This is a genomic window from Methanoculleus horonobensis (assembly GCF_001602375.1).
GTDB classification, from domain to species: domain Archaea; phylum Halobacteriota; class Methanomicrobia; order Methanomicrobiales; family Methanoculleaceae; genus Methanoculleus; species Methanoculleus horonobensis.
In genome coordinates, this window is the sequence record NZ_BCNY01000015.1 from 578,813 (window position 1) to 602,606 (window position 23,794).

Annotated in this window: 23 protein-coding genes, 1 tRNA gene and 1 pseudogene; 17 read left to right on the forward strand and 8 right to left on the reverse strand. The window is 61.7% G+C overall.

Annotation, left to right across the window (positions count from 1 at the left end):
* Window positions 1-148: 148 nt before the first annotated feature.
* Window positions 149-233 (reverse strand) — tRNA-Ser (locus MCUHO_RS10675).
* 51 nt (window positions 234-284) lie between these two features.
* On the opposite strand from MCUHO_RS10675, the gene MCUHO_RS10680 reads away from it, so the two are divergent.
* The gene (locus MCUHO_RS10680) at window positions 285-488 is read left to right on the forward strand and encodes a thiamine S protein (protein WP_067078099.1); all 204 of its coding nucleotides are present in this window, start codon (window positions 285-287) and stop codon (window positions 486-488) included.
* A gap of 1 nt (window position 489) precedes the next feature.
* On the opposite strand, the gene thsA is transcribed toward MCUHO_RS10680, so the two are convergent.
* The 5 genes from thsA to MCUHO_RS10705 all read right to left on the reverse strand — a co-directional run bounded on the left by thsA (window position 490) and on the right by MCUHO_RS10705 (window position 5,212).
* Complete coding sequence (gene thsA / locus MCUHO_RS10685) at window positions 490-2,079, reverse strand: thermosome subunit alpha (RefSeq protein WP_067078103.1); 1,590 nt, start codon at window positions 2,077-2,079, stop codon at window positions 490-492.
* 214 nt (window positions 2,080-2,293) lie between these two features.
* A complete protein-coding gene (locus MCUHO_RS10690; RefSeq protein WP_067078108.1) occupies window positions 2,294-2,908 on the reverse strand; it encodes an orotate phosphoribosyltransferase-like protein in 615 nt (204 codons plus the stop codon).
* Window positions 2,909-2,929: 21 nt separating this feature from the next.
* Window positions 2,930-3,385 carry an NOB1 family endonuclease gene (locus MCUHO_RS10695; RefSeq protein ID WP_067078113.1) on the reverse strand — a complete coding sequence of 152 codons (456 nt, stop codon included), beginning with the start codon at window positions 3,383-3,385 and terminating at the stop codon, window positions 2,930-2,932.
* Complete coding sequence (gene rtcA / locus MCUHO_RS10700; protein ID WP_067078117.1) at window positions 3,382-4,368, reverse strand: RNA 3'-terminal phosphate cyclase; 987 nt, start codon at window positions 4,366-4,368, stop codon at window positions 3,382-3,384. The genes MCUHO_RS10695 and rtcA overlap by 4 nt, the downstream gene beginning before the upstream one ends.
* On the reverse strand, window positions 4,355-5,212 hold the full coding sequence (locus MCUHO_RS10705; protein WP_067078121.1) for a ribose-phosphate diphosphokinase: 858 nt from the start codon (window positions 5,210-5,212) through the stop codon (window positions 4,355-4,357). Before MCUHO_RS10705 ends, rtcA begins: the two co-directional genes overlap by 14 nt.
* 81 nt (window positions 5,213-5,293) lie before the next feature.
* Here MCUHO_RS10705 and lonB point away from each other — a divergent pair, with 81 nt between their 5' ends.
* From lonB to MCUHO_RS10730, 5 genes are all read left to right on the forward strand, one after another.
* Complete coding sequence (gene lonB / locus MCUHO_RS10710; RefSeq protein ID WP_067078132.1) at window positions 5,294-7,231, forward strand: ATP-dependent protease LonB; 1,938 nt, start codon at window positions 5,294-5,296, stop codon at window positions 7,229-7,231.
* Window positions 7,232-7,237: 6 nt separating this feature from the next.
* Window positions 7,238-8,566: a TldD/PmbA family protein gene (locus MCUHO_RS10715; RefSeq protein WP_067078135.1), complete on the forward strand. Its 1,329-nt coding sequence runs from the start codon at window positions 7,238-7,240 to the stop codon at window positions 8,564-8,566.
* Window positions 8,563-9,855, forward strand: coding sequence for a TldD/PmbA family protein (locus MCUHO_RS10720; protein ID WP_067078138.1), 1,293 nt, complete (start codon window positions 8,563-8,565; stop codon window positions 9,853-9,855). The genes MCUHO_RS10715 and MCUHO_RS10720 overlap by 4 nt, the downstream gene beginning before the upstream one ends.
* Window positions 9,856-10,119 carry a pro-sigmaK processing inhibitor BofA family protein gene (locus tag MCUHO_RS10725; protein WP_067078141.1) on the forward strand — a complete coding sequence of 88 codons (264 nt, stop codon included), beginning with the start codon at window positions 9,856-9,858 and terminating at the stop codon, window positions 10,117-10,119. It begins immediately after the preceding gene.
* Between the two features lie 550 nt (window positions 10,120-10,669).
* Window positions 10,670-11,305, forward strand: coding sequence for a hypothetical protein (locus MCUHO_RS10730; protein ID WP_067078144.1), 636 nt, complete (start codon window positions 10,670-10,672; stop codon window positions 11,303-11,305).
* Between the two features lie 106 nt (window positions 11,306-11,411).
* On the opposite strand, the pseudogene MCUHO_RS10735 reads toward MCUHO_RS10730, so the two are convergent.
* Together MCUHO_RS10735 and MCUHO_RS10740 are read right to left on the reverse strand one after the other, a co-directional pair.
* Window positions 11,412-12,089 (reverse strand): annotated as a pseudogene (locus MCUHO_RS10735) (KaiC domain-containing protein); the annotation flags it as partial.
* 14 nt (window positions 12,090-12,103) lie between these two features.
* On the reverse strand, window positions 12,104-12,940 hold the full coding sequence (locus tag MCUHO_RS10740) for an RAD55 family ATPase (RefSeq protein WP_067078151.1): 837 nt from the start codon (window positions 12,938-12,940) through the stop codon (window positions 12,104-12,106).
* A 272-nt stretch (window positions 12,941-13,212) separates the two neighbouring features.
* On the opposite strand from MCUHO_RS10740, the gene MCUHO_RS10745 reads away from it, so the two are divergent.
* The 11 genes from MCUHO_RS10745 to MCUHO_RS10790 are packed head-to-tail and all read left to right on the forward strand — an operon-like array spanning window position 13,213 to window position 23,792.
* Window positions 13,213-14,823 (forward strand): type II/IV secretion system ATPase subunit, encoded by a 1,611-nt coding sequence (locus MCUHO_RS10745; RefSeq protein ID WP_067078155.1) that lies wholly within the window; start codon window positions 13,213-13,215, stop codon window positions 14,821-14,823.
* A 59-nt stretch (window positions 14,824-14,882) separates the two neighbouring features.
* Complete coding sequence (locus tag MCUHO_RS10750) at window positions 14,883-16,763, forward strand: type II secretion system F family protein (protein ID WP_162839717.1); 1,881 nt, start codon at window positions 14,883-14,885, stop codon at window positions 16,761-16,763.
* A 54-nt stretch (window positions 16,764-16,817) separates the two neighbouring features.
* The gene (locus MCUHO_RS12855; RefSeq protein ID WP_162839718.1) at window positions 16,818-16,973 is read left to right on the forward strand and encodes a hypothetical protein; all 156 of its coding nucleotides are present in this window, start codon (window positions 16,818-16,820) and stop codon (window positions 16,971-16,973) included.
* Window positions 16,957-17,493, forward strand: a complete 537-nt coding sequence (locus MCUHO_RS10755; protein WP_067078162.1) for an alpha/beta hydrolase — start codon at window positions 16,957-16,959, stop codon at window positions 17,491-17,493. Before MCUHO_RS12855 ends, MCUHO_RS10755 begins: the two co-directional genes overlap by 17 nt.
* Window positions 17,494-17,544: 51 nt before the next feature.
* A complete protein-coding gene (locus MCUHO_RS10760) occupies window positions 17,545-17,874 on the forward strand; it encodes a V-type ATPase subunit subunit G family protein (RefSeq protein ID WP_067078165.1) in 330 nt (109 codons plus the stop codon).
* Window positions 17,861-19,822 carry a V-type ATP synthase subunit I gene (locus MCUHO_RS10765; protein ID WP_067078170.1) on the forward strand — a complete coding sequence of 654 codons (1,962 nt, stop codon included), beginning with the start codon at window positions 17,861-17,863 and terminating at the stop codon, window positions 19,820-19,822. The genes MCUHO_RS10760 and MCUHO_RS10765 overlap by 14 nt, the downstream gene beginning before the upstream one ends.
* Window positions 19,823-19,826: 4 nt before the next feature.
* The gene (locus MCUHO_RS10770) at window positions 19,827-20,075 is read left to right on the forward strand and encodes an ATPase (RefSeq protein WP_066958717.1); all 249 of its coding nucleotides are present in this window, start codon (window positions 19,827-19,829) and stop codon (window positions 20,073-20,075) included.
* Window positions 20,076-20,086: 11 nt separating this feature from the next.
* The gene (locus MCUHO_RS10775) at window positions 20,087-20,665 is read left to right on the forward strand and encodes a V-type ATP synthase subunit E family protein (protein WP_067078173.1); all 579 of its coding nucleotides are present in this window, start codon (window positions 20,087-20,089) and stop codon (window positions 20,663-20,665) included.
* A 13-nt stretch (window positions 20,666-20,678) separates the two neighbouring features.
* Window positions 20,679-21,734: a V-type ATP synthase subunit C gene (locus tag MCUHO_RS10780; RefSeq protein ID WP_067078177.1), complete on the forward strand. Its 1,056-nt coding sequence runs from the start codon at window positions 20,679-20,681 to the stop codon at window positions 21,732-21,734.
* Window position 21,735: 1 nt separating this feature from the next.
* Entirely contained in the window at window positions 21,736-22,038 is a 303-nt protein-coding gene (locus MCUHO_RS10785; protein ID WP_067078180.1) for a V-type ATP synthase subunit F, read from the forward strand.
* Window positions 22,038-23,792 carry an ATP synthase subunit A gene (locus MCUHO_RS10790; RefSeq protein ID WP_067078184.1) on the forward strand — a complete coding sequence of 585 codons (1,755 nt, stop codon included), beginning with the start codon at window positions 22,038-22,040 and terminating at the stop codon, window positions 23,790-23,792. Before MCUHO_RS10785 ends, MCUHO_RS10790 begins: the two co-directional genes overlap by 1 nt.
* Window positions 23,793-23,794: the final 2 nt, after the last annotated feature.

Sequence of the window (23,794 nt, forward strand, 5' to 3'; positions counted from 1 at the left end):
ATGACCGGTACGATGGCAGGCGTGGAGGCAAACCGGCTGATCTCCAGGCCGCGATCATCGTGAGAAGGATCCCTCTGAGATTGATGATGCCGATCCGGTTTGGTCGGACGAGGCGACGTTCTACCGGAACCTGAACTCTCAAAATGGACGCCGAGGGGGAGATTTGAACTCCCGAGGTGCCGAACACCAGTGGCTTTCGAGGCCACCGCCTTCCCGGACTAGACTACCTCGGCACAGAATCAGCCTAGAGTATTTAGGCTCTACGACTATAATAGTATCGAGATATGCTCTGTCGGTTCACCCTTATCCCGGACGGTCGTGTGCTGGTCTACCGCGGGCAGCCGGGCGACACGTATGAGACCGCCCTCCACTCCTTCGGGCTCAACCCGGATACGGCGCTGATATTCCGCCGCGGACGGAGCGTCCCGCAGGACGAAGAAATAACGGAGGAAGAAGCCGGGATCTTCCTGGCCTCTTCACGCGGGTGACTTATTGTGCGGCCGGTCTTCCGGTCTGGGTGATCATCATATCGTCGACGCGGACAAGGAGCATGGCCGTCTCGGTCGCGCTCTTGATCGCCTGGGTCTTTACCCGCTGCGGTTCGATGACCCCGGCCTCGAACATGTCGACGATCTCGCCGGTGTAGACGTTGAGCCCGGCGTACTTCGCGCCGTCGGCGTGGGCCTTCCGGAGAGCGACGACCTTGTCGATGGTGTCGAACCCGGAGTTCTCCGCGAGCGTCCTCGGGATGACCTCGAATGCGTTCGCAAACGCTTCGATGGCGAGCTGGGCCCGGCCACCGACGGTTGCGGCGTACTCGCGGATGCGGAGTTGCAGTTCGGTCTCGACCGATCCGCCGCCGACGACGAACTTGCCGTCCTCGATGGCATCCTGGATGACCCGGGCTGCGTCGTAGACCGCCCGCTCGAGTTCGTCAAGCAGGAGCTGGGAGGTGCCCCGCAGGAGGATCGTGACGGCCTTCGGGTTTTCGCATCCGGAGATGACCGTCAGGTCGGTGTCGGGGATCTCCTCGGCTGCCTCGGCGTGGCCGAGCGTCTCCTCGGTGAGTTCCTCGGGCTTGTTGACGATACTGCCGCAGAGTGCTCTTGCGGCGAACTTCATGTCGGCCTCTTTCACGTCTTCTACGGCGTAGACGCCGTGCTTGGCCAGGTAGTATTGCACGGCATCGGCGATCCCCTTCTGGCAGAGGACGACATTCGCGCCGGCGGCAACGATCTGGTCGGCGAGTTTCCGGAGGGACTCGCGCTCCTGCTCGGAGAACGCCTTCATCTGGTCGGAGGAGGTGATCTTGATCTTCGACTTCACCTGGGTCTTCGTGATCTCGAGCGGCTGGGCGAGGAGAGCGACTTTAGCGTCCGTGACCGCATCAGGCATCTGCTCGAAGACGCGCTTCTTGTCGATGACGACACCCCGGATCAGCTCGGCGTCGTCCATCGAGTCGCCGACCTGCTTCTTGATCTTGATGTCGTCCTCGTCCACGGTGTAGATGCCCTGTTCGGTCTCGGTCGCGACCTGCCGCACCGCGTCCACCACGATGCTGGATATCTGGTCTTTGATCGCTTCGATGGACTTTCCGGTCATGGCGGTTCCGGCGAGTTTGATGAGGTTATCCCGGTCGTCGGCACTGATGGCGACGGCCAGTTCCTCGAGGATCGAAAGAGCCTTCTCCATGCCGAGCCGGTAGCCGTTCGCGATGATGGTGGGGTGCACCTCCTGTGCGAGCAGCGCCTCCGCCTCTTCCATGAGGGATCCGACGATCACGGTCGCGGTCGTGGTGCCGTCGCCGACCTCGTCGTCCTGGGTCTCCGCAACCTCAACGACCAGCTTACCGCCGGGGTGCTGCACGGACATCTCGTGCAGGATGGTTGCCCCATCGTTCGTGATCACCACGTCACCGCTGGAGCTGACCAGCATCTTGTCCATTCCCCTGGGACCGAGCGTCGTCCTAACGGCGGCCGCAATTGCCTTTGCAGCCATGATATTCGAGCGCTGCGCCTCGAATCCACGAGTGCGCTCAACATTGTCCCGCAAAATAATGATGGGCTGTCCAGCAAGCATTGTATAATCCTCCTTTGCTCGTTAGGTTTGTTCAGAGGTTCTATATAAATCAGTCGATGGGGATCGGCCTTCTCCGGACGTCCGGGCAGAACGGCGGGGATGCATCGCCGTCAGCCATTGCTACGCGCCTTGATACCCCGCACGGAGTGCCGTCCGTTTCGCCGCTCTCGCCGGAGCACGTTTTGGGCGTACCGAAAAAGAAGTGCCGGGTCGTTCACCCGAGCCTCGAGATCACGAAGAGCGAGTGAACCGGAACCCCGTCGACCTCCCGGACGCCCCGCTTGTCGAAGAGCGACCAGACCGCCATCGGCGTGGCCCCGTGCTGCCGGAGGAACGCTATCGTCTCGGAGAGCGTTGTCCCGGTCGTAACGACGTCGTCGACGATGATGCACCGCTGTCCGGTGATCGTGGAGAAGGTGCCCGATAGCGACCCGGTAGGCGTCTCGCTCCGGCTGTGCTTCGCCGGGAGGTAGACCGCGAGTTTCAGCCCCTCCTCCGCGGCGATGAGGGTGGCGAGCGGTGCGCCCGACGGCGCGATGCCGACGACCGTATCGGGAAGGTCGTCGACGGCACGTGCGACGCTTCCTTCCGCCAGGTAGAGGAAGCGTTTGAGCATCATCATCGCCATGTCGTTTAAGAGCATGCCGTGGCTCCCTACCGCCGCCCAGTCGATATGGACGTCTTTCGGGGCTTCCATGCCCTTCTGCTGGGTGAGCAGCCAGGTGACCGTCTCCATCGAGAGACCCAGCTCGTCGGAGATCTGGCCGGGGGTGTGCCCCTCAGCCTGGAGGGCTTTTGCCTTCGTTATCAGCTCTTCGAGCGCGGACATGGAGAAAAGATCTCCGGGTGATTATTTAAGTTTTCTTTTGATTGATGCGCCGCAGATCGGGCAGTCTCCCGGTTCCTTCCAGTACCGGCCGCACCCACTGCACCGGTAGCGCCACCGGATCGGCCGGGCGGGCCGTTGCCTGATACTTTGTGTCTCGATGCCGAGACGGTGGGCGACGTTCTGGACGGCGAAGTCGTCGGTGACCAGGACGGCCGAGAGTTCCAGCGCGAGCGCAAGGATCTCCCGGTCGGTTCCGGAGAGCACCCCGCTATCTCCCGTCCGGAGTGCGGCCGCGTCCACCCGTGCCAGATCTTCCCCGCGCGGCTCCCGGACGGCGAGCCCCGCTGCCATGAGCACCTCGAACCGGCATTTCGCGTGGGTGTCGGCGAGCTCCGCGACGACCGACGAGGTGGTCGCGATCGGCCCCTCGAGGGGGATCTCCGCAAAAAAGACCGAGGCATCGAGGACAAGCGTCATGCACAGAACCTCACGGTGTCGTTCTTCTCGCACCGGATGGCGTACCCGAACTCGGAGAGGAGAGAACTTGCGGTCTTTGCGTGCATCGAGAGGGTATGGGTGCTGTACTCGCCCCCGTAGAGGGCGAGGTAGACGAGGAGCTGGTCGGCGAGGTGGACGTCGACCGTGCCGGGGTTCCGGCACTCTTCGGCGAGGGCCCGTGCCGCCGTCCGGCCCACCTCTTCGGCGGGAAGCCCCCGCCTCCCGAGCGCAACGGCACCTTTCGCACCGCTCCATGCCGTGATCGAACTCCCGACGCTCATCCCGCCCTTGCGGGGGTCGAGGGCGGCGGTGCAGGGAAGATTGAGTTCCCGGTTCAGGTGTTCGCGCGCGGCCGCCGCCTGGCGCTCCGCGACGTGTGCGGGAAGACCTCCCGAACAGGAGACGATCCCGCAGTCTCTCTCCTTCCCTTCCGGAATCGCGATCGGGGCCGGGCGGGACGGCTCCACCCGGACATGCACCCGCCCTCCTCCGCGGGGATAATACCCCCTTTCGAGCACTGTAATCTCGATCGAGGCGCCGGCGCGGCGGAGCACCGGCGCGAAGACCTGCTCCAGATAGTCGATGGTCGGACTCCACGGCACCTCGGTGCCGCCAAAGACCGTGATGCTCCCGCCGGCGGCAAAGGCGACCGGAAGCCACGCCTGGACGATGAGGGGTATGCTCCCGGCGGTGCCGGGATCGATCTCAAGATCCGTCCTCCGGATCCGATCGGGAGCAAACGAGATCTCCCGGCTTCCCGGAAAGAGGCCGGTGCACTCTGCGTTGCAGGCCCCGGCGACTGCCCGGACTGCGGCGATGTGCTGGGGGGCAAGCCCGGGGTTCTTCCGGTTCTCCCGGATCCTCGTCACGGTGACCGGTTCGGCGGAGATCGCCGATAGAGCGACCGCCAGGCGTAGGATCTGCCCGCCCCCCTCGAGGTGTGATCCGTCAACGGTGAGCATCTTCCCTGATCGCGGTGACGATAGCGCTTGCCGCCGATATGAAGCTTGAGGCGTTCTCGTAGGTGTCGCTGGAGACGACCGAAGAGACTCCCGCCGCCCGCAGGCGGGTGTAGGCGCCGCTCGTGAGCACCCCGTGGACGCAGGCCGCGTGGATGGACGCTGCGCCCTGCTCCCGGAGCATGCAGGCGGCGGTCGCGAGGGTCCCGCCGGTGGATATGATATCGTCCACGATCACGGCGTCCCGGCCGGCCGCATCGATGGTCTTCGGGGCGATCCTGACCTCCTCACCCGAGAGCCGGGTCTTTTCGAGGTGGTCGCAGTCCCACCCGCCGACCGCCGCGACGTCGGTCGCAAAGTCGATCGCGCCCTCGTCCGGAGCGAGGATCAGGGGGTTTTTCAGGTGCAGGTCGCCGACGTAGCCGCCGACGGCCGGGGCGATGGTGACGTTCTTTGCCGGGACGCCGAAGTGGTCGAGCACGCCCGGATCGTGGATGTTGACGACGTAGACCCGTTCGACGCCGGCCGAGAGGGCTCGTGCGACCGCCCGGGCACTGATCGGTTCGCCGGGGGAGAAGCGTTTGTCCTGCCGGGAGTAGCCGAGATACGGAATCACCAGCGTGTTCCTCGATTGGTCGGCGGCATCGATCGCGAGAAGGGTCTGCATGAACATATCGTTGTCCACGATGCTGCTGACGATCAGGGTCTCGTCGTCCAGTTCTCTGCACTTAAGATATAGTTCCCCGTCGGGGAACCGGGTGAATTTCGTCTCGACCAGTGAGGCCCCCAGTTTTTCGGCAACGCGGGCTGCGAGAACCTGTGACCGTTCCGTGCTGATTATTCTCATTGAACACCTTTGCTAGAAACTATTTGAACGAGGATGAATAAATTATATAAGTACCAGTGCAGCAAAGAGGTAAACTCGACGATGGATTCGACGCTAACAACAGAAATTCCCAATATCGAGCTCACGAACGATGAACTGGAGGAGACGGACGTCTTTTCCGGCCTTGAGCTGAGCGCATCGTCGGATATCGACGTACCTCCGAATCTCATCGACCAGGTCATCGGCCAGGAGCACGCCGTTGAGGTGATCCGGAAGGCCGCGGTCCAGCGCAGGCACGTGATGATGATCGGCACCCCCGGAACCGGCAAATCGATGCTGGCGAAGGCTATGGCCGAGCTCCTCCCGAAAGAGGAACTGCAGGACATTATGGTCTATCCGAATCCCGAGGACAACAATAATCCCATCATCAGGACAGTCCCTGCCGGCCGCGGCAAGCAGATCGTCAACGCCCACAAGGTGGAGGCGCGAAAGAAGATCCAGATGCGGAGCACCCTCATCATGCTCCTCATCATCGGTATCATCGGCTACGCGATCATCACCTACCAGTGGCTGATGGGCATCATCGCCGCCGCGTTCGTCTTCATGGCGCTGAAGTATTCGATGCCCCGCGAGGAGGCGATGGTGCCGAAGCTCCTGATATCCCACGACACGAACACCACGGCGCCCTTTATCGATGCCACCGGTTCGCACGCGGGTGCTCTGCTCGGCGACGTCCGGCACGACCCCTTCCAGAGCGGCGGGCTTGAGACCCCGTCCCACGACCGGGTCGAGGGAGGGGCGATCCACCGGGCGCACGGGGGCGTACTCTTCATCGATGAGATCAACACCCTCACTCCCCACTCCCAGCAGAACCTGCTGACCGCGCTCCAGGAGGGCACCTTCCCGATCACCGGTCAGAGCGAGCGTTCGAGCGGCGCGATGGTCAGGACGGAGCCGGTTCCCTGCCGGTTCGTGATGATCGCGGCGGGCAACATCGACGCCATTCAGGGGATGCATCCCGCGCTCCGGTCGCGTATCCGGGGCTACGGCTACGAGGTCTACATGCGCGAGACGATGGAGGACACCGCGGAGAACCGGAAGAAGTTCCTCCGGTTCATCGCGCAGGAGGTCAAGAACGACGGGAAGATCCCCCACTTCGACCGGGCCGCCATGCTCGAGGTGCTCCGTGAAGCCCGGCGCCGCTCGAACCGGAAGGGTCACCTGACCCTGAAACTCCGTGACATGGGCGGGCTCATCCGCGTGGCGGGAGACCTCGCCCGGCAGGAAGGTGCGGAGTTCACCACGGCAAAGCACGTTCTCGCCGCGAAATCGGCCTCCCGCTCGATCGAGGACCAGATCTCCGACGAGTACATCCGGCGGAGCCGCGACTACGACATCACCGTCATCGAGGGCACCCGGGTGGGCCGGGTGAACGGGCTTGCGGTGATGGGGAGCGACTCCGGTTCGGTGCTTCCCGTCATGGCCGAGGTGACCCCGAGCCAGGGGGCGAACGGTACGGTCATCGCGACCGGCATGCTGAAAGATATCGCCAAGGAATCGATCACGAACGTCAGTGCCCTCATCAAGAAGTTCACGGGCAAGGACATCCGGAACATGGACATCCACGTCCAGTTCATCGGCACCTACGGCGGTGTCGAGGGTGACTCCGCCTCCGTGACCGTGGCGACGGCGGTGATCAGCGCCATCGAGAACATCCCGGTGCGCCAGGACGTCGCGATGACGGGTTCGCTCTCGGTCAGGGGCGACGTTCTCCCCATCGGCGGGGTCACCTACAAGATCGAGGCGGCGGCAAAAGCAGGTATCAAGAAGGTGATCATCCCGCGGTCGAACCTCGACGACGTCCTCATCGAGGATCGTTACCGCGCGATGGTCGAGGTGGTGCCGGTCGACCACATCGAAGAGGTTCTCCAGAATGCGCTCGTCCCCGAGAACCGGGACGGGTTCCTCTCGAAGCTCCGGAAACTGGCGGTCAACCCGACCGCTCTCTTCGACCCGAACGTCGGGCGTACCGTGGTCTGATAGCCTATGGCTGAAGTACGCTACTATGATATCCGGTGCGTACGCGGCGAGATCACCCTGGTCGATATCGACAACGGGGTGGTCGAGTCCGCGGGCACTTCATTCTTCGACAAAGCCGTGATCCGGGTGCTTGGATCGAAAGGTTGGGGCATCCTCACCCGCGATCACGTCGATATCGATTCGAAACGCGAGGTTGAAAGTCTCGTCGAGGCGGCATCGCGCCTTGCGGCCGTCACGGAGGATCACCTCGACCTTGCCGACGCGCCGCGCGGCGTGCTCCCGGCCCTCCCCCTCAAGGAAGACCCCCGGGATGTCGATCTCGAAGAGAAGACCCGGCTGCTTGCCGGGATCGAGGAGGCGGCACGCGTCTCCGGCGTAGGAAACACCCGGGCGCGCTACACCGAGGGGATCGACGCGGTCAGGTTCCTGGATTCGAGCGGGAACGAGTACTCCTACGAGACCGTCCGGTCCGGGTTCTCGGTCGTTGCCATCGCCTCCCGGGGCGGCGTGATGCAGATGGGGAGCGAACGCGATCACATCGCCACCGGGTTCAACCTCCGGAACAAGCAGGAGTTCGGCCGGAAGGCGGGCGAGGTCGCGGTCTCGCTCCTCGACGCGAAGATCCCGAAGGGCGGGACGAAACGGGCGGTGCTCGACCCGGAGCTTGCGGGCGTCTTCACCCATGAGGCGGTCGGCCACGCGAGCGAGGGCGACCTCGTCCGCGAAGGCGCATCGGTTCTCGGGGGGAAGATCGGCGAGCGCATCGGCTGTCCGGGTCTCGTCATCGTCGACGATCCCTCCCTCCCCGAGTTCGGTTTCATCCCCGTGGACGCCGAGGGCGTCGCGGTAGAGCGCACAGAGATCGTCCGCGACGGCATCCTCTCCTCTTACCTCCACAACCGCGAGACCCTCGCGGCGGTCGGGAACGGGATCGCGGGCCACGCCCGGTCGGAGCACGGGGCGCCGCCGATCGTCCGGATGAGCAACACCTTCATCGAGAACGGCGACGCGACCTACGACGAGATCCTCGAGGAGTGCCGGGACGGTATCCTCCTCATCGGGTCGCGGGGCGGGCAGGTCGATCCCGGCCGCGGCGTCTTCCAGTTCAACGCGGAGTACGGCTACCTCATCGAGGGCGGCGAGAAGGCCGGTATGGTTCGGGACGTCTCGCTCTCGGGTGAGATCCTCTCGACGCTCCATAACATCGTCCTGGTTGGAAACGACCGGAAGATGAGCCCCGGATACTGCGGCAAAGGCGGGCAGAGCGTCCCGGTCAGCGACGGTGCGCCTCATCTGCTGCTCGAGAACGCAACCATCGGGGGGCGCGGCGAATGAACGGCGAAGACCTGATCGAGAAGATTCTCCGGGAGGGCGAACGCCGGGCGGACGAGGTCGAGGTCTTCTACGCCCGGGGGCTGAGCATCGGCACCGAGATCAAGAAGGGGATCCTCGGGAACGCCGAGGAGTCGGAGGCCTGGAGTATGGCCATCCGGACGGTCAAGGACGGGCGGATAGGATCCTCGGCCACAAGCGATCCCGACCGGTGGAAGGAATGCCTGGACGCGGCGCTCGCGAGCGGTCGTCTCGCCACCCCGCAACAGTGGGGCGGGTTCCCGAAACCGGCCGATCTCGCGGGCACTCCTTCCGCGGCCGACGGGGATCTCGTCGTCGCGGTGGAGGGTGCGGCGAGGATGGTCGGCGACCTCCTTGCCGGCGCGGCGGAGCACCCGGTGGAGGTCGTCGGCGGAGGTGCGGATCTGGCCCGGTCGTATCTTGCGGTCGCGAACTCGAGCGGCGCCTTCTACGGTATGGACCGGACGGTGGCGGCGGTCTCCCTCGAGACGATCAGGGAGCAGTCTACGGGCTACGAGTTCGACGCCTCCCCGTTCCTTGCCGATATCGACGCCCGGTCGGTCGGTGAGAGGGCCGCCTCGCTTGCCGCCCGATCTCTCGGGGGCTGCGATATAAAGACCGGCTGCTACGACGTCGTCCTCTCTCCGGTTGCGGCGGCAAGCCTCCTCGGGCAGGTTCTCCTCCCGGCCCTCTCCGGCCGGAACGTGAAGGCCGGCCGGTCGTTCCTTGCGGACAAAGTCGGGGAACAGGTCTTCGACGAGCACCTCTCCGTCTACGACGATCCGTTTGCTCCCGGCCTCGGGAGCACGGCCTTCGATGCGGAGGGGGTTCCGACCCGCCGCCTGGTCTTCGTGGAGCAGGGGGTGCTCCGGCAATTCGCCTACGATCTCAAGACCGGCTACCGCTACGGCGAGGGGAGCACGGGGAGCGCCGTTCGTTCCGGGGGCGAAGGCCCCGGGATCGGCGTGCACAACCTCTTCATCGACGGCCCGCGGGTGAAAGAGCCCGGCGACGAGCGGGCGGTCTGGATCCACGACGTCGTGGGCGCCCATACCGCGAACCCGTTCTCCGGCGACTTCTCGGTCGAGATCTCGAACCCCTTCTGGATGGAGGGCGGGGAGACGGTCGAGCCCATCCGGACGGCGATGCTCTCCGGGAATGTCTTCGAGATGCTCCGGGAACTCGAGGGGCTCGGAAATGACTCAAGACGCGTCGGACGGCTGACGATTCCATCAATACGATTAAATAACCAGCAGATCATTGGTAAATAGATGATGGAAGAGATCCTTGCCATCCTTCTCGCGGTCGCGATAGCCGCGACGCTCTACTACCTCATGAAGAAGGCCATGACGCTCGTCATCAACGCCGTCGCCGGGCTCATCACGCTATGGGCTCTGAATTACTTCGACGTCCTCAGCTGGTTCGGCGCTCCCGACATCCAGATCAACCTGGTGACGATCCTCATCTGCGCCCTCGCCGGGCTGCCGGGCGCCCTGGTTCTGGTCCTGCTTCACCTCGTCGGGATTGCAATCTGAGAGGGCACATTAGATGTTTTCCGGCCGACGGGGCGGCCGCGTCTCAATTTTTGGTCTATTACCGGACAGCTTCGTTATCCATCACAGCGAAAATAGTACCGAAGCGCTGGAAAGCCCCATACAGTGGACCGTGGTGGCAATCGCCACGCACTGCCCCCGCCCCGAGGGGCGGGGAACGACGCTCCGTTAGGAGCGGAGTTGAGGCACCACAGGTGCGGGTGAGGAGGCCGAAGGCCGGGAGGGGTGGGGGTTACAGCCTTATTTTCGGAGTGGGGACAGGGGAGGGGGGAGACCCCCTCCCCGTCAGCCCCACCCCCTGTGGCGATATCCCCTCGAAATCCGTGCCAGGGGTGCACTCTGAGGGCGTTCAAGCTTCTTCAGGCATAAGACTCCTATGGGAGCGAACCCCTCCGAATGTCTGAGGCTCCGAACGCTTGCATGATGCACCTCTCAAGTGCTCGAACTCAGGATGTCCCCAGGACCCGCCCGCCCGCTCCCATGACGCACCCCGGCCGAAACCCTTATCCCCTGCCGCGAGCCTTCTCGAGCCGTGGCCCCGACGACCCGGGCGGGTGCGCTCTTTGCAGCCGTCATCCTGGCCCTGTATGCGCTTGTCGCCGCGGTGGTCCTGACCGAACCCGCGGACGACCCGTTCAACGTCATAGCGCGTCTTGCCGCCCTGTGGGGGTTCCTCGCCCTCGGCATCGCAACCCTTCTCACGCCGTTCCTCCGGGAGATCATGAAGATCTTCGGGAGATCGTTTCTCTCGGTGCACCACACCTTCGCCGCCGTCGGCCTCCTCCTTCCCACGCTGCACCCGGTGGTCATCGCCATAGGAGCGATGAACCCTGCCGTCTTCATCCCGATCTTCTCCCCGTGGGATCGGTTCTGGGCGCTCGCGGGCCGGCCCGCACTCTACCTCCTCTACATCGCGTTTGCCGGCGTGCTGCTCCGGAAGTACATCCCGAAGTACTGGCGGTGGGTGCACGGCCTGATGTATGCCGTGCTCCTCTTTGCCGTCGTCCACGGGAACCTGATCGGGACGGACTTTGAGAATCCTATCATATGGGTGCTCTTCAACACGCTCTTCGCTCTCACCGTCGCGGCATTCGTTCTCAAGCGCTGGCGGATGAGGCAGAAGAAGAGGGGGGCGGGTGGGAGCTCTGGTTCTACGGAGCGTCGCTGATCGTGCCTGACGGAGTTTGAGCTCCGCCTGCCCTAGAGGGGCACGCGGCGCCATCGAAAATTGCTGCGCAATTTTCTCAAGCTCCGTTCCTGACGGAACGTCGCAATTAGAATAGACTCGCCTCTGAGTAGACCACGATCTGGTTCTGGAGGATCTCGAACGGCTTGATCTCCCGGGAATGGGCCGAACGGCGCATCTTCACGACCTCGAGAACCAGGTGCACTTCGGTGAGCCCCGGAGAGCGGACATAACGGAGGAAGACCACCGTATCCGCCAGGTATTCCACGAGGCCGTATCTGCTCCCGTCCCGGTTTACCGGGTCGGTCTCGCTTGTCAGCACAAGCGTGCAGGCCTCATCCCGCATCACCTCGATGAGCCGGAACATCTCCTGCCGCCTGTCGGCCTCGTCCTCGAAGAGCCCCTCGAAGAGAGATATCGGGTCGATGATCACTCGTGAGGCTCCCGTGCTCTCGATGAGAGCGGGGAGTTCGCTCTTGATGCTGCTGACCGCGAGGTTGAAATCGGTCGGATCCAGCCGGAGAAGGTAGAACCGGTCGCCGAAGGCCTCCATGTCCCACCCTTTCTGTGCCATGGTGGCCTGGAGGAGTTCCTCCCGTTCCTCGAGGCTGATGTAGATCACCTTCTCGCCACGGCAGAGTCCATCATATGCGAACTGGAGGGCGAATGATGTCTTTCCGGTGCCGTAGGTGCCGACGATCGCGCAGATGCTCTTCTCGAGAAGTCCCCCCGAGAGCATCGCGTCCAGCCCTTCGACTCCGAAACTCACCCGGCTTATCGTCATGCCACCATCCTGATGTTTCGCACCTCAAATCCCTCCGTCGCCGAGATCGAGACGGCGAACCTCACCAGGTTCTTGGCCTCGAGGCGGGGCATTACCCCCCGGAACTTCTCGAAGTACATAACCCGCTGCCGGCGCTGCGCACCGTTATCCTCCCAGCGAAAGAGGATCGTGGCGTCGACACAATCGGCGATCTCAAGTTCCCGTGATCTGTCCAGGATACCGGACGTGAGTAGAAGATAGATCGTGTTGTTCCGGCGTTTTGCGGCGCGCTGCAGGCCGCGCAGGAAGGCGATGAATGCATGCCAGCGTTTCCCTTCCGTAAGCGGCGGTGCGATATCGGTCAGCGAATCAAGGACGATCAAACTGTTCGCGGGGCACTGGTCGATCGCTCTGGCGAGTTCTGCAAGGATATCCCCGTTTTCCTTGCGCTGCTTCTTCTGCAGGCGTTCCATGATGCTCCCCTCTCCGTACCAGTCGGGAGGAACGATGCTGGCGTCGAAGTAGAGTTCCGAGAGGTCATGGAAGACAATCCCCTCCCCGAGGTGAGCGGTGGGGGCAGGGTTGAACGAAAGGGCGATCTCCTTCAGGATATCCTCCTGCATCCGGGTGAACGTCACGTATGAGATATTCTCCGGGAGCAGGAGATGCTTGCCGTCCACCCCGTTCCGCTTCAGCAGGGAGAGCCGCATGAGCAGTGTCTGGACGAACTCGACGTTGCCGGCCCCGGGTTCCCCGAGAAGCAGCACCGCCGATCCCGGTGGGACACCTCCTTCCAGCACGGGATCGAGCGAGGCGATACCCGTCGGCACCCGTAACAGGAGAGCGTCGTGCATGTATGCATTATTTATATAAGGGATACGATTAAAGCATTCTGGTTTTACGCGAAATCAGGCGAAACTATAACCTTCAGGGGCGTCCTCTCGAAGAAAAAAGCAGATTTATAAGTATTCGCCGCCACATTCCCTATTACCTCAGGCAGTTTCAGGGCGTCGCGACCCGGGATGAGATCTCAAGGCAGATGGGTCACAGAGAAGATGCAGAAATCCGTCAGTAATTCCCGGGTTCCGAAGACCTCTACGAACCTGTTTCCGGTGCGGATGTCGTGATGATATCAGAGAACGATAACCAGACTGCCCGTTTTCTTGACCGCGTTCTCCACTCCTGGAGACGCGGCGGGCCTCCGGGCGAGTATAATCCCGAGGCGCACGGCTTCCTCGTGGAAGGAGTGATCCCTCCGGCCTACGAAGAACTTGACCGCTATTGGGTCACCGAGGGACTCGCGCTCGTCGTGATAGCCCGCAACACAGAGACGAACCAGGTCGAGTATCTCCTCTTCGAGCCGGTGCTCTCGAACTTTGAGTACGAACTCCTTGAGCGGCTCTTTGAGGATCTTCGTGACGTTCTGGTTCTCGACGATCACGACCTTGCCTCCGACCGCCGGACAGTCCTTGCGAGGAAGATACAGGAGCTCCTCGTGGAGTACGGCCTCGCTCTTACCGATACCTCGATATTCCGGCTCCGCTACTATCTCGAGCGCAACTTCCTCGGCTGGTCGCGTATCGACGCCCTGATGAGAGATCCCGGGATCGAAGATATCTCCTGCGACGGCACGAAGATCTCTCTCTTCCTCTACCACCGGAGGTACCAGAACATCAGGACGAAGATCTCGTTCGATGAGCCGGCCTTAAACTCGCTCGCGATCACCCTCGCCCAGCGTTCGGGCAAGCATGTCTCCATAGGGAGCCCGCTCGTGGATGCGACTCTCCCCGACGGCTCGAGGCTGCAGCTCACCTTCGGCAACGAAGTCACCCCCCGCGGCACGTCGTTTACCATCCGGAAGTTCCGCGAGACCCCGTTTACGCCCGTGGAACTGATCGAATCGAACACCTTCGACATCGACCAGATCGTTTACTTCTGGATGGCGATCGAGAACAACAAAAGTTTGCTCTTTGTCGGCGGCACGGCGTCGGGAAAGACCACCTCGCTCAACGCAGTCGCCCTCTTCATTCCCCCTCTCTCGAAGATCGTCTCCATCGAGGATACCCGGGAGATCACGCTCTACCACGACAACTGGATCGCGAGCGTCACGCGCGATACCGTCTCGGAGGGAACCGGCACCACCGTCATCAAGATGTTCGAGCTCCTCAAGGCCGCGATGCGGCAGCGCCCCGAGTACATCCTGGTCGGGGAGGTCAGGGGGAGCGAAGCCCAGACGCTCTTCCAGGCGATGAATACCGGGCATACGACCTTCTCCACGATGCACGCGAGCGACGTCGACGCGGCAATTCACCGTCTCGGGAGCGAACCACTCAACGTGCCGAGGAACATGCTCCAGGCGCTCGACGTCATATCGGTTCAGGCGCTCACCCACCGGGGGCACGACCGGGTGAGAAGGTGCCGCGAGATCGTCGAGCTCGCCGGGATCGATCCTCTCACCGAGAACTTCCAGGTGAATACGGTCTTCGAGTACGACCCCGTGGCCGACACCTTCTCCTATTCCGGGCGCTCGCGGATCTTTACCGAGATCATGGAGTATCGCGGCTGGAGCCGGAGCCAGCTCGAGGAGGAACTCCGGATCCGGCGAACCGTCCTGCTTGCGATGTTTGAGCAGGGCATCAGGGACTACGAGTCGGTTGCCCGGATCATCCAGGCCTGGACCGTCCAGCGCGATCGCGTGCTCTCCTCCCTTGACGACCTTGGTGAGTTGATCCGGTGATACCCTCTTCCTGCGTGCAGTTCTGCCGTTCCATCCGCCGGAGGGTGGAGGGCGACCCCATGCACTACCGCGATCTCCACAACGACCTCATCGCGGCGAACATGGGGATTACGCTTGACCGCTACCTCCTGCGCACGTTCCTCGCTTCCGGGCTCTTCGGCCTCTTCTGCGCTACAATGGGCTATCTCGCGATGAGTCTCCCCTCGCTTCCACTCTTCCATATCGGGATCTATAACGTCTTCGGCGTCAGTATGCCGGAACTCGTCCTGACCGAGACCGCGGTCACGATTCTCCGGGTTGTTGCGGCAGGGGTCATCTTCGTCCTCGCCACCGATGCAGCCTACCTCTTCTTCCTGTATTACCCGTCCCTCCTCGCGAAGAACCGGGCGACCCGGATCAACCTGCTGCTTCACAACGCCGTCTCCTACATGTATGCCCTGCGCCGGGGCGGCGCGCAGATGGTGACGATATTCCGCTCGATCAGCGAGAACGCGGCGATCTACGGAGAAGTGGTTCACGAGTTCCGGCGAGTTGTCCGGGACACCGACTACTTCGGCTACGACCTGATCACGGCGCTCAGGCACCTGCAGGAGACGACCCCGTCGGAGAAACTGCAGGAGTTTGTCCAGGACCTCATCTCCGTGATCGAGAGCGGTGGAGACGTGCTCACGTTCCTTGAAACCCGGGTGCGGGTGTACCAGGAGGATGCCCGGTTCGAGCAGAAGACCTTCCTCTCCATGCTCCAGATGGCGGCCGAGTCATATGTGGCGCTCTTCGTCGCCGGCCCGCTCTTCATCATCATCGTCATGGTCATCATGGGTTTTGTGAGCAGCGCTCCCGTGCTGCAGCTCTCGATCGTCATCTACCTCCTCGTTCCAATCGGATCGCTCTTCTTCATCCTTGCAATCGATGCCGTCTCGATCAAGACCGAGACGGTCGAGCGGTATACGGAGACAAAATGGCTCCATGAGTTCAGCGACGTCCGGGTCGATAAGCAGGCCGGGAGCGAACCGCTTTTCCGGAGACTGGAGCGCTACGACAGGATGAAGGCGTTCCGATCCTTCCTGCGCCACCCCTTCCAGGCGTTCCTGATCGAACCGAACCGGACGTTTTACGTGACGGTGCCGGTCGCGCTCGCGTACGTCCTTCTCACCCTCCTCGCGACCCCGGCCTATCCCGATGCCGAGATCGTCGTCGACGTGCTGGACGACCACCTGATCGTGGCGCTGCTGATCGTCCTTCTTCCCTTCGGCATCTTTCACCAGTTCTGGAGAAAGAAGGTGACGGAACTTGAGGCGAGCATCCCCGAATTCCTGAACCGTCTCTCCGGGATAAACCAGGTGGGCCTGACACTCGCACAGGCGATCCAGGTTCTCGTAAAGGCCGATCTCGGCGTGCTGACCTACGAGATCAGGAAGATCCAGCGCGACATCGAGTGGGGCGCGAGCGTCCAGGAGGCGCTTGTCAGGTTTGAGGTGCGGATACGCACCCCCACCATAGCCCGGATGGTCACCCTGATCACGACGGCGAGCCGGATGACCGGCGACATCGGCGAGGTGTTGAACATCGCAGCCCGCGATGCAGCGATCTCGGAGAACCTCAAGCGCGAGAGACGGTCTGAGATGTTCATCTACACCGCCATCGTCTACCTGGTCTTCATCGTCTTCCTCTTCGTCGTGGCCGTCATCGATATCCAGTTCCTCTCAGTGCTCGCCGAGATCAATGCCCTCACCGCCGGCGACTCGATCGCCGGCCCGGTGCCTCTCGGGAACACCCCCATCATAACCTTCGAACGCCTCCTCTACCACGGCTGCCTCATCCAGGCGATCTTCTCCGGCCTGATCGCCGGACAGATGGGGGAAGGATCACTCCGGGCGGGCGTCAAACACGCGGCCGTGATGCTCATCATCGCGCTCGTGGTCTTCACCGCCGTCATCTAAGGGCGCGATAGGGTTTTATCCTCTGCCCTCCTCTCTCTCTTCTGGTGATGCCAGATGTGTACAGTCGGTGGACCTGTCGATATCGAGTTCGATGACGATCGGGTGAAGGGCAAGAATTACCGCTGCAAAGAGTGCGGCGAGAAGTTCAAGGGCGTCGGGAAGCGGCCGATGTGCCCGAGCTGCCAGTCCGAAGATGTCGAAGAGATCTGAAGGCGGCGCTTTTGGGGCCTCCCCCGCCGGGGCGGGCGCGACGACCGTCCCCCTCGGCGGCGAACCCCTCCTCATCCGGGGAGAACGCTCTTTTCTGCTCGTGGCGAAAGCCGGCTCACGGTTTACGCTCTGCATCGAGACTCCGGACGACGAGTACTGCCAGGCGGTCGATCCCGAAGATCTGGTCGCCGTCTCGATGCCGGAAGGCGGGCCGATCGAGCAGGCACGCATGATGCTCGAGCTGGTTCGGCGCTACCATATACCGCTTGTCGTCCTTCCTAAAGATCATCCGGGTTCGCGGAGACTCTCGATGGTCGTCTCGGTCGCCCCGGCGATCCTTTTGGCCTGCGATATCCGGCGCGGAACCCACCCCGAGCAACACCTGCTCTGCTCGTCGGCGGAGTTCTCCGGGCTCTCGCTTGCCGGGATTCCCGGGGGCGTCACGATTGAAAACCTGCCCGCCGGGGTGGAGGTGGAGCATCTGAATGCGGAAAAATCCTCAGCGGACAAACAACAATAAATATATGCTCAATTTCATCAAATATTCATACGCCGTGAGAAGGAGGGTTTGATGAAGACCGATGTCCTGAAAAGCATCAGGGAAACTGAAGAAGAGTATCAGGCGATGATCCGTGATGCGCAGGCTGAGAGGAAGAAAAGCCTCTCGGATGCCGAGCTGGAGGCTGAAAACCTGGTCGTCAAGGCACAAAAAGATGCCGAGGACTACAGGAATCAGCGTCTGGCGGAGGCACGAGCCCAGGCGCAGAACAGATACGCGGAGATTGTCAGGGAGGGCGAAGCGCGCGCAGAGGCGCTGAAAGCATCCGGAAACAAGAACCTTGCGGAAGCCGTAGACTTTGTTGTTACGCGGTTTAAGGAGCATCTGCATGTTAAGGCCTGAACGGATGCGCCGGCTGCTCATCGCGGCTCCGAAGGGTGAGATCGACACCATCATCAGAGAACTTTACCGGTACAATGTCTATCACATCGAGGACTTCGTGCCGGAGAGTTCGCCTGGAGCGCTGTCGATGGGCCACCCGCTTCCGGAGGCGAGCGACGCAGCTTCGGCGCTCATCAAGGTCAGAGCAATTGAAAATGCGTGCGGGATAGACCCCGAGAACGTAGAAGGCAAAACGAAGCTCCCCGCGTCGAAGGTCAGGGAGATGATCCGGACGGATCTGCCCGCTATCCAGACGGAGGCGGAAGGTCTCGTCGGTTCACGATCGAGACTGGAGACGCGGCAGAAGGAGCATGAGCAGCGCGCGAGGGAACTTGAACCGTTTACTGCGGTTCCCCTGGATCTGGAATTCTATCGCGGATATACACGGTTTACCGTCTTTACCGGGCACATAACCCACGACGTCGAGATCGACGTCCCGAACGAGAAGTACTTCTCCGACAAGGTGGCCGGCAACATGATCGTCGTCGTGGTGCAGAACGAGCACCGCGAAGAGGTCGAACGGACTCTCCTCGATGCCGGGTTCCAGGCGATCCCCGTCCCGGAGGAGACCGGGGCGCCGGCCGACCGTATGAAGGCCCACCTGGAAGAGGCCCTGCGGATCGAGGGCGAGGTTGCTGCAATCAATGGAAAGATTGCAGGGATCCGGGAGAGGCATACCGACTTCCTGGTAGCATGCGATGAACTACTCACGGCTGACGTAGAGCGGGCGGAAGCCCCGTTGCGGTTTGCTACCACGGAGGAGACGTTCCTCACCGAAGGATGGATCCCCGAGGGTACCATCGAAGAGGTCAAAGAAGCCCTGATCCGGGTGACCGGCGGGAAGATTTACCTCGAGGATCTGGAGATCGAGCACCAGGACGAGGTGCCGGTAAAGTACAAAAACCCGGGGTTTGCGCAGCCATCGCAGATGTTCATGGATCTCTACTCCCATCCCCAGTATGCCGAGGTCGATCCGACCCTGATGGTCTCGATCGTCTTTCCGATCTTCTTCGGGATGATCCTCGGTGACGTGGGATACGGTCTGATCCTGCTGGCGCTGTCCCTTGGCCTGCGGAAGTTCTTCAAGGGAGGAGACGGTCGTTTACTCCTGGTTTCGCTGCGAAACGCCAGTATCGTCAGCGTCATCTTCGGGTTGCTGTACAGTGAGATTATCGGCTATGCACTTCCCTGGGCGCCCATCATCTACAGCCGCCACCTCAATATCGGTGGTCACGCATCAGAGCATGGGGCTCAGGTTGCGGAACTGTTGATCGTCTCTATCTGGATCGGCATTCTTCACATCTCGCTTGGGCGTATCCTGGGCATTATCAATGCCAGAAACCTGTATCATGGCAAACATGCCACTCAGGCGATCCTTTCGAACGCCGGGTGGCTCGGTGTCATGTGGGGTATCATCCTGATGATCTGGTCGATGTATGCCATTCCGCTGATGCCGGATCTGTCCGGTCTTCCTGCAGTCGTCATGGGCTTTAATCTCGCGACCGTTATCGGTGCCGTGCTCCTGGTCGGAGGCATCATCGCCATCGCTCAGGAAAACGTACTCGAGATTATCGAGATCCCGACAATCATCAGCCATGTGCTCTCCTATGCACGTCTGGCCGCGGTGGGACTCTCGTCGGTTGCCATCGCGATGGTGGTCAATTACATCGCTATCGAACTGATGATCAGCCCGCAGCTTGAAAATCTCAGCATCGTGGGCGTTGTCATCATCATCGTCGGTATCATCGTCTTCCTCCTCGGACATGTGCTGAACACAGCGCTTGGTATCCTTGGTGGCGGACTGAACGCGATTCGTCTCCACTATGTCGAATTCTTCACCAAGTTCTACAAAGGTGGAGGAAAGAAGTACAATCCATTCGGTATGAAATCAAAGTTTACGGAGGAATAATGAAATGGTAGATGTTGGCACAACTCTTGAAATGGTACAGGCATCGCAGGTTGGTCTCAAGGCAGTCGGCGCAGGTCTCGCAGTAGGCCTTGCAGGCGTCGGTACCGGTCTCGGTGAGATGGGTATCGGTGCGGCGGCCGTCGGTGCAACCGCAGAGAACAGGGACATGTTCGGTCTCGCACTGCTCTTCACGGTCATTCCGGAAACCATCGTCATCTTCGGTCTTGTGGTTGCACTGCTGCTTCTGTTCTGATGGAGTGAACCATGGGACTCGAAGCAGTAGTGAACGAGATCCGGGAGAAAGGGCGAAAGGAGGTCGAGGCGATCCGGGCAGAGACCCGGATCGAAGTCGAGGAGACCCTGAAGGATGCGCAGATTCGCGCCGCAGGGATCAAGACCTCGGCGCAGGAGGAAGCGGATCGGGCAGCCACCCACATCACCAACCAGGAAGCCTCGGCGGCGAACCTCGTCGTCAAGCGGCAGGTCCTGAACGCCCAGAAGACGCTCCTCGATCAGGTTCATTCGGCCTCGCTTACCGCTATCGGTGATCTGCCCGCCGAGTTCCAGGAGAAGGCGCTCACAGCCCTGCTGAAAAGAGCGGTAAAGGAGATCAAGAAGGGCGTCGTCCATGCAAACGAGCGGGATACCCCGGTTGTCGAAGGGATCATCTCCCAGGTGAAGATGCTCTCCGGCTACACCATGGGCGCCCCGGTCGATATTCCCGGCGGCATCATCGTTGAGAGCAACGACGGCGAACTGCAGATCGATTACAGTTACCGCACGTTCCTGGACGAGATCTGGGAATCCGGCCTGAAGGATGCGTCAGATATTCTGTTTACATGAGGAGGGTTCATAAATGGCAGGGGTAAGTAGCGGATCGGCCCAGTACATTTACGCCTGTACCCGCATGCGGGTGCGTAAATCGCTGCTGATACCGCGCGAAGACTATCTCCGGATGCTGAATATGAGCCTGCCTGAGATCGCCCGGTTCATCGGCGAGACCACCTACCGGTCGGAGATCGATGAACTCGGCACCTCCTTCTCCGGAATCAACCTCGTCGAGGTTGCCCTGAGCTGGAACCTCGCCAAGGAGTACCAGAGCATCCTGGAACTGGTTCCGGGAGAACTGAAGCACTTTACCGCCAGTTACCTGCGGCGCTGGGATATCCAGAACGTCGTCACTGTCCTGCGCGGTAAGATGCAGATGATGCCGCCCGGCAAGATCAAGGAGGTCCTGGTTCCGGCCGGCCGACTCGATCGGGTCATTCTCGACCGCCTTATCGCGGAAGAGTCGCCGGAGCGGGTCGCCGAGGCGCTCAAGGGTGAGCGGTTCTACCCCGTCATCGAGCGGGAACTGCCCCGCGCAATGGAGACCGGGTCGTTTGCTCACCTGGAAAACGAGCTCTACAAGGGCTACTACGCGCGGCTCATCACGGATGCGAAAGGAGGCGTCAAGGGCGGGGATATCTTCCTCAAGTATATCCGGCTCGAGATCGATATCCGGAACATCCAGAACCTCTTCCGGCTACGGGCCGGACATGTCCGTGAGGACGTCAGGGAACTGTTGATCAGTGGCGGTTCGTTCACGGTGGACGAGTTGCAGCGTCTCTCGGGACTCGAGAGCCAGGACGAGTTCATCGATGCCTTAAAACGGCAGGTGAAGATGATCCCGCTCCTGAACACGCTTGAAGAGATCCGGGGCAAGACCGCACCCCACGAGATCGAGGTTGCGCTGACCCGGGTCCAGCTGGATCAGATGGAACAGATGTCGAAGCGGTATGCGTTTTCGATCCTTCCGGTCCTCGTCTATCTGGAGAAGAAAAAGTACGAGGTCGCGAATCTTCGCGCCCTTGCCCGGGGTAAGGAAGCCGGCCTCCCCGGTGAGCGGTTACAGGGCTACCTGGTGATGTAGAATGGAGATCGCAGTTGTCGGTACCGGTGAATTCATCCTCGGTTTCAGGCTCGCGGGTGTTCGAAGAACCTACGCGGCCGAGACCGACGAACGACTGGTCGAGCATATCAACCAGGTGCTGGATGACAGGGATGTCGGCATCCTCGTGCTGAAAGGCAGCGACATGGAGCGGATCCCTCTGCGGCTTCGCACCACCCTCGAAAACTCCGTCAAGCCGACGGTTATCGCGATCGGCGGAGATGAGGGCGGCCTGTCGATGAGAGAGAGAATCAAGAGATCGGTGGGTGTTGATCTGTGGAAGTAATGGAGAAAGGAAAAGAGAACAGGGCTCAGGGAGTCCTGAAGCGGATTTCAGGGCCGGTCGTCACTGCTGTCGGTCTCGACGCGCATATGTACGACGTGGTGAAGGTCGGCAATGAAGAACTGATGGGGGAGGTCATCAAGATCCAGGGTGAGAACATCATCATCCAGGTCTATGAGGATACCGCCGGCATCAGACCCGGTGAGCCGGTGGGAAATACCGGTCTCTCGCTCGCTGTTGAACTCGGGCCCGGGCTGCTGACCAGTATCTACGACGGGATCCAGCGGCCGCTCGAGGTGCTCGTGGACAAGATGGGCAACTTCATCGAGCGCGGCGTCTCGGCACCCGGCCTCTCCCACGAGAAGAAGTGGGAGTTCGTGCCCACGGTGAAGGAAGGCGATGAAGTCAGGGCCGGCACCGTCATCGGCACCGTCCAGGAGACGAACATCGTCCATAAGATCATGGTTCCCCCGAGAGCGAAGGGCGGCAAGATCAAGAAGATCTCGGGCGGCAGTTTCACGGTCGATGAGACCGTCTGTGTCCTCGAGGACGGCACCGAGATCGCCATGCTCCAGCGCTGGCCGGTTCGTGTGCCCCGCCCCGTGCAGGAGAAGCTGAACCCGGACATCCCGCTGATCACCGGTCAGCGGATTCTGGACGGTCTCTTCCCTATCGCGAAGGGCGGAACGGCGGCCATCCCCGGCCCGTTCGGCAGCGGCAAGACGGTCACCCAGCAGCAGCTTGCGAAGTGGTCGGACGCCGAGATCGTCGTCTACATCGGCTGCGGCGAGCGCGGCAACGAGATGACCGAGGTTCTGACCGAGTTCCCGGAACTCGAGGACCCGAAGACCGGCAAACCGCTCATGGAGCGGACGGTGCTGATCGCGAACACCTCGAACATGCCTGTCGCGGCCCGTGAAGCGTCCGTGTATACGGGCATCACGATCGCCGAGTACTTCCGTGACATGGGCTACGACGTCTCGCTGATGGCCGACTCCACCTCGCGGTGGGCTGAAGCCATGCGTGAGATCTCGAGCCGTCTTGAGGAGATGCCCGGTGAGGAAGGCTACCCCGCGTACCTTGCGGCACGCCTCTCGGAGTTCTATGAGCGTGCGGGACGTGTCATCTCCTTGAACGGTGAGGGCGGTTCCGTCTCCGTCATCGGCGCGGTCTCGCCGCCGGGCGGCGACTTCTCCGAGCCGGTCACCCAGAACACCCTGCGTATCGTCAAGGTCTTCTGGGCACTGGATGCGAAGCTCTCCCAGCGTCGGCACTTCCCGGCGATCAACTGGCTGAACTCTTACTCGCTCTACCTCGACGCACTCAACGAGTGGTACGACAAAGAGGTCTCACCCGAGTGGAACCCGCTCCGGGCCTGGGCGATGGGTGTCCTCCAGAAGGAGGCCGAACTCCAGGAGATTGTCCAGCTGGTCGGTTCCGATGCCCTGCCCGACGAGGAGCAGGTCACCATCGAGGTGGCCAGGATGATCCGTGAGATCTTCCTGCAGCAGAACGCCTACGATGCGGTCGACACGTTCTGTCCGATGTCCAAGCAGTACGACATGATGAAGGCGATCAAGCACTACGCCGACCTCGCGCGTACCGCCCAGGTGGGCGGCGCGACCCCGCAGCAGGTCATCGGCGTCAAGAGCAAGAACGAGCTTCCGCAGATCAAGTTCATCAGGGACTACGAGCCCGAACTCGAGAAGATCATGAAGCAGATGGAAGCTGAATTCGACGCGATGAGGACGGTGTGACC